This is a genomic window from Nocardioides sp. P5_C9_2 (assembly GCF_054049555.1).
Genome location: NZ_JBFUMD010000241.1, coordinates 1 through 5750, shown reverse-complemented (window position 1 = coordinate 5750; position 5750 = coordinate 1). Strand labels below are relative to the sequence as shown.

The following is a 5750-nucleotide window of genomic DNA, read 5'->3' as shown; positions in this document are numbered from 1 at the left end:
CAGCAAGCCCAAGCCGCCGTCGCGGCGACGCGGCTCGCCGACCCACCTGATCGTGGTCGAGGGCGACAACACCGGCGCCCGCGCCGAGCTCGACGACGCCCCGCTCCTCATCGGGCGCGGCAGCGACGCCGCCATCCGGCTCGACGACGACTACGTCTCCACCCGGCACGCCCGGGTGGCCGCGAGCGGCGAGGACTGGTTCGTCGAGGACCTCGGCTCCACCAACGGCACCTACGTCGGATCGGTGCGCATCACCCAGCCCACCACCATCGGGCTGGGCATCCAGGTGCGCATCGGCAAGACCATCCTCGAGCTGCGGAAGTAGGGTCGGCCCTCCCATGACCGGACCGCTGCGCCTGGCGTACTCCGCCATCTCCGACGTCGGACGCGTCCGTCGCGACAACCAGGACTCCGGGTACGCCGGCCCCTGGCTGCTCACGGTCTGCGACGGCGTCGGCGGGGCCGCGCGGGGCGACCTGGCCAGCAGCACCGCCGTACAACAGCTGCGCAAGCTCGACGTGGAGCCGACCGACGACCTGCTCGCCCTGGTGGCGGGCGCCATCCACCGCGCGGACGACCGGATCGGCGAGCTGGTCGAGGAGGACCCGGAGCTCAACGGCACCAGCACCACCGCCACGGTCGTGCTCTTCGACGGCAGCCGGCTCGGCGTCGGACACCTCGGCGACAGCCGGGGCTACCTCCTGCGCGGCGGCGAGCTGCGGCGGCTGACCCACGACCACACCTTCGTGCAGAGCCTCGTCGACGAGGGCCGGATCACCGAGGAGGAGTCGCGGGTGCACCCCAACCGCAACCTCATCCTCAAGGCGCTCGACGGCATCAGGCACGAGGAGCCCGACCTCTTCGAGGTCCCGGTCGAGGTCGGGGACCGCATCCTGCTGTGCAGCGACGGGGCCTGCGGCACCCTCGACGACGCTCGGATGGCCGACATCCTCGCCTCGGGCAACGCCGACTACGCCGCCGTCGAGCTGGTGCGCGCCAGCCTGGAGGCCGGCAGCAGCGACAACGTCACCTGCGTGGTGGCCGACGTGGTCGACACCGAGCCCGACCCGCCCCTCGAGCCGCTGCTGGTGGGCGCCGCCGCCGACCTGCCGCGCAAGGCGTCCGGCGGGGCCGCCGGACGCGGGCTCTTCCGGGGGCACCGCGCCGGCGACACCGGCGAGATCGACCCGGTGACCGACGCCCCCGACGGGGTCCCCGCGGACCTGCACGCCTTCGCGTCCGACCCGATCGACCCCGAGGCCCGGCGCTACGCGCCCCGCCCGCCGGTCCGTCACACGTGGCTCAAGCGCCTGCTCGTGATCGCCGCCCTCCTCGGCGTCGTCTGGGTGGCGCTGGCCGTCGCCTGGTCGTGGAGCCAGCAACAGTTCTACGTCGGCGTCTCCGACGACAAGGTGACCATCTTCCGCGGCCTCAACGCCGAGATCCCCGGTGTGGACGTCTCGCACCCCTACGAGGTCACCGACGTCGACGTCGCCAACCTCAGCGAGATCGACGCCGAGCAGGTGACCGACGGAATCGAGGCGAGCGACCTCGACGACGCCCGGGCGACCGTGGACAACTACGCCGCACGTCAGGACGTGCCCACGCAGGACGCCGGCTGATGAGCCAGGACCACACACTGATGGGATTCGTGCACCGGCGCCGCCGGGGTGCGGAGCTCTTCCTGCTCCTGCTCGCGCTCGCGGTCGGCATCGGTGCCTACGCCGCCGTCGGACTCGGCATGGAGGGCACCATCCCGGCCGACATCGTCGGGTACGGCGGGTGGCTCACCGCCCTCATCGTCATCGCGCACGTGGCGATCCGGATCTTCGCGCCGTACGCCGATCCGGTGCTGCTGCCGCTCGTCGCGGCGCTCAACGGGCTCGGTCTCGCGGTCATCCACCGCCTCGACCTCGACAACAGCAGCCAGTGCGTCGACAACGACACGTTCGCCCGCCAGCAGCTCATCTGGATGACGTTGGGCGTGGTGCTCTTCGTCGCCACCCTCGCCCTCCTGCGCGACCACCGGCTGCTGCAGCGGTTCACCTACACGACCGGCCTGGCCGCGATCGTCCTGCTGCTGCTGCCGATGGCCCCGATCGTCGGCAACACCGTCAACGGCGCCAAGATCTGGATCTCCCTCGGGCCGTTCAGCTTCCAGCCCGGCGAGGTCGCCAAGGTGCTGCTGGTGATCGCGTTCGCCGGCTACCTCGTGCTGCACCGTGACGCCCTGGCGCTGGCCGGGCGCCGGGTGCTGTTCATCGACCTGCCGCGGGGTCGCGACCTCGGCCCGATCCTGGGCATGTGGGCCGTCAGCATGTTCATCCTGGTCTTCCAGCGCGACCTCGGGTCCTCGCTGCTGTTCTTCGGGATCTTCCTGATCATGCTGTACGTCGCGACCGAGCGGGCCGGTTGGCTGCTGGTCGGCTCGGTCATGTTCGCCGTGGGCGCGTTCGCCGGGTGGCGGGTGTTCGGCCACGTCCAGAACCGCGTCAACATCTGGCTCGACCCGATGGCCTACTACGACAAGACCCCTGGCTCGGGCCAGCTCGTCGAGGGCCTGTTCGGGATGGGCTGGGGCGGTCTCATCGGCCGCGGCTTCGGTGGGGGCGCACCCTGCCGCATCCCCTACGCCGAGTCCGACTTCATCGTGCCGGCGATCGGCGAGGAGCTCGGCCTGACCGCGGTCATGGCCATCATCGTGTGCTACGGCCTGATCGTGGAGCGGGCCCTGCGGATCGCCCTGATCTCCCGCGACGGCTTCGGCAAGCTGATGGCCGTCGGCCTCGGCAGCATCTTCGCCCTCCAGGTCTTCGTGGTGGTCGGTGGCGTCACCGGCCTCATCCCGCTGACCGGCCTCACCACACCGTTCCTGTCCTACGGCGGCTCGTCGCTGGTGGCCAACTGGGTGGTGATCGCGCTCCTGCTGCGCATCTCCGACCAGGCGCGGCGCCCCGTCCCCCGCTCCAGCGCGAGCGACTCCGACACCGGCTCCGACAGCGAGTCGACCCAGGTGGTGAAGCTGAGATGAACAAGCCGATCCGCACGATCTCGCTCTTCTGCCTCGTGCTCTTCCTCGCGCTGATGCTCAACGCGACCTACCTGATGTACGTCCGCTCCGGCGAGCTCACCGCGGACCCGCAGAACCGGCGGGTCATCAACGCGGCGTTCTCCCGCGAGCGCGGCGCGATCCTGGTGGGCAAGGACCCGGTCGCGCGCAGCGTGCCCAGCGACGACAGCTACGACTTCCAGCGCACCTACCCCCAGCCCTTCAAGTACGCCCCCCTGACCGGCTACTTCTCCTACTACAGCCAGACCGGCATCGAGCGCTCCCAGAACGACGTTCTCTCCGGCGACGACTCGCGGCTCTTCGTCACTCGCCTCGTCGACATGCTGAGCAACACCGACCCCCAGGGCGGCAACGTCCAGCTCACCATCGACCCCGACGCGCAGACCGCGGCGTTCGAGGGCCTGCGGGCCCTGGGCGAGGACGTGCAGGGCGCCGTGGTGGCCATCGAGCCGACCACCGGCAAGATCCTCGCGCTGGTCTCCAACCCGACGTACGACCCCAACACCATGGCCTCGCACGACTTCAGCGCCGTGTCGGAGACCTACAGCGCCCTCCTCGAGGACGAGGCCGAGCCGCTCATCAACCGGGGCATCAGCACCACCCTGCCGCCCGGCTCCACCTTCAAGCTTGTGACCGCGGCGGCGGCCATCGAGTCCGGTGACTACGACGCCCAGTCGATGGTGCCCGGCGGCACCTCCTTCCAGCTGCCCCAGTCGACGACCAAGGTCGGCAACGAGGGCGGCARCAACTGCGGCGGCAACCGGATCACCCTGACCCAGGCCCTCCAGGTGTCCTGCAACGTGACGTTCATGTCCCTGGCCGACGAGCTCGGGATCGACGCGATGACCGAGCAGGCCGAGAAGTTCGGCTTCAACGCCACCTCCCTGGAGGACCTCCCCGGCCAGGCGCGCTCGCTCTACCCCCCGGACATGGACCCGCCGCAGACCGCGCTGTCGGGCATCGGCCAGGCCAGCGTCACCGCCACCCCCCTGCAGATGGCGATGGTCTCGGCCGGCATCGCCAACGACGGCGTCGTGATGCGTCCGTACGTCGTCGACGAGGTCCGCGCGCCCAACCTCTCGCTGCTGGACAAGACCTCGGAGTCCGAGCTGTCCGAGGCCGTCTCGCCCAGCACCGCCGAGGAGCTGACCGAGATGATGGTCGCCACCGTCGACGACGGCACCGCCTACGCGGCCGCGATCCCCGGCGTCCGGGTGGCCGGCAAGACCGGCACCGCGGAGTCCACCGACACCCGACCGCCGTACGCCTGGTTCACCTCCTTCGCGCCCGCCGACGACCCCAAGGTGGCGGTGGCGGTGCTGGTGCAGTCCAGCGACACCGCGCCCGGCGACATCGCGGGCGGCCGGCTCGGCGGGCCGATCGCCAAGGCGGTCATGGAGGCGGTGCTCAACCCGTGACGACCACTCCTCCCGGCGGCACCCCGGAGCGCTTCGCCGACGACTCCCACCGCTACGCGCTGGTCTCCCGGATCGCGACCGGCGGCATGGGCGAGGTCTGGCGCGGCACCGACACGGTGCTGTCGCGGCCGGTGGCGATCAAGGTCCTCAAGCCGGAGTACGCCGACGACGCCCTGTTCCGCACCCGCTTCGAGACCGAGGCCCGGCACGCCGCGTCGCTCCACCACCCCGGGATCGCGGGCGTCTTCGACTTCGGCGAGGCCGCACCGGTGGACGGATCGACCTCGCCGCGCCCGTTCCTGGTCATGGAGCTGGTCGAGGGCCAGCCCCTCTCGAACCTGCTGCGACCCGACGCGCCGATGGACCCCGCGGTGGTGCGCGACCTGCTCTCCCAGGCCGCCGACGCCCTCGGGGCGGCGCACGCGGCCGGGATCGTCCACCGCGACGTCAAGCCCGGCAACCTGATCGTCACCCCGGACCGTCGCACCAAGGTGACCGACTTCGGGATCGCCCGCGCGGCGGAGGGGATGTCCCTGACCGAGACCGGCCAGGTGATGGGCACCCCGGCGTACATCTCGCCCGAGCAGGCCGAGGGCAAGCGGGCCACGAGCGCCTCCGACGTCTACGCCCTCGGGGTCGTGGCCTTCGAGTGCCTGGCGGGGCGCAAGCCGTTCCTCGCCGACACGCCCGTGGCCACCGCGATCGCGCACCTGCGCGAGCCGGTGCCGGACCTGCCCGACGCCGTGCCGGCCGACCTCGCCGCCGTCGTGCGCCGCTCGATGGCGAAGGACCCCGCCGAGCGGTACGCCGACGGCGCGGCCTTCGCGGCCGCGCTGCGCGACCCGTCGAGCGTCACCGGCGCCACCACGGTCGTGGCCCCCGTCGTCGCGCCCGGACCGGTCGCCGACGACCCGACCCGCACCCAGGTCATCGCACCCGTCCCGGCGGCCCCGGTCCCGGCGCGTGCCGACGACGAGCGGCGCTCCGGCGGCCTGCCCGGGTGGCTCCCGTGGGCGCTCATCGGGCTCGGGCTCGTGGTGGCCGCCCTCGTCGCGATCCAGGTCCTCGGCGACGACCCCGCGACCGACGACACCCCGGACCGACCGACCCCCTCGCAGACGACCAGCCGCACGCCCAGCGAGACCCCGTCCGACACGCCGTCCGAGACCCCGACCGAGACGCCCACCGAGACGACCGTCGAGGTCGACGAGGCGGCGTACATCGGACGCGACGTCAAGGACGTCGAGGCGGCGCTCAAGGAC

Annotated in this window: 5 protein-coding genes; all 5 read left to right on the top strand. The window is 71.9% G+C overall.

Translation table 11 applies throughout. The features are described from left to right. Positions 1-325 (top strand): FHA domain-containing protein FhaB/FipA (locus ACXJKL_RS12820; RefSeq protein ID WP_457207431.1); only part of this gene is annotated, 325 nt, incomplete at its 5' end. Between the two features lie 13 nt (positions 326-338). After that, the gene (locus tag ACXJKL_RS12815; RefSeq protein ID WP_457207430.1) at positions 339-1622 is read left to right on the top strand and encodes a PP2C family protein-serine/threonine phosphatase; all 1284 of its coding nucleotides are present in this window, start codon (positions 339-341) and stop codon (positions 1620-1622) included. After that, positions 1622-3031: an FtsW/RodA/SpoVE family cell cycle protein gene (locus ACXJKL_RS12810; RefSeq protein ID WP_457207429.1), complete on the top strand. Its 1410-nt coding sequence runs from the start codon at positions 1622-1624 to the stop codon at positions 3029-3031. The genes ACXJKL_RS12815 and ACXJKL_RS12810 overlap by 1 nt, the downstream gene beginning before the upstream one ends. Then, positions 3028-4488 carry a peptidoglycan D,D-transpeptidase FtsI family protein gene (locus ACXJKL_RS12805; protein WP_457207428.1) on the top strand — a complete coding sequence of 487 codons (1461 nt, stop codon included), beginning with the start codon at positions 3028-3030 and terminating at the stop codon, positions 4486-4488. The genes ACXJKL_RS12810 and ACXJKL_RS12805 overlap by 4 nt, the downstream gene beginning before the upstream one ends. Next, on the top strand, positions 4485-5750 hold a 1266-nt coding region (locus ACXJKL_RS12800), incomplete at its 3' end, for a serine/threonine-protein kinase (protein WP_457207427.1). The genes ACXJKL_RS12805 and ACXJKL_RS12800, both read left to right, overlap by 4 nt.

Excerpts from the sequence above, each read along its gene's own strand:
- ACXJKL_RS12815 (WP_457207430.1), top strand. The coding sequence starts at position 339 with ATGACCGGACCGCTGCGCCTGGCGTACTCCGCCATCTCCGACGTCGGA.
- ACXJKL_RS12810 (WP_457207429.1), top strand. The coding sequence starts at position 1,622 with ATGAGCCAGGACCACACACTGATGGGATTCGTGCACCGGCGCCGCCGG.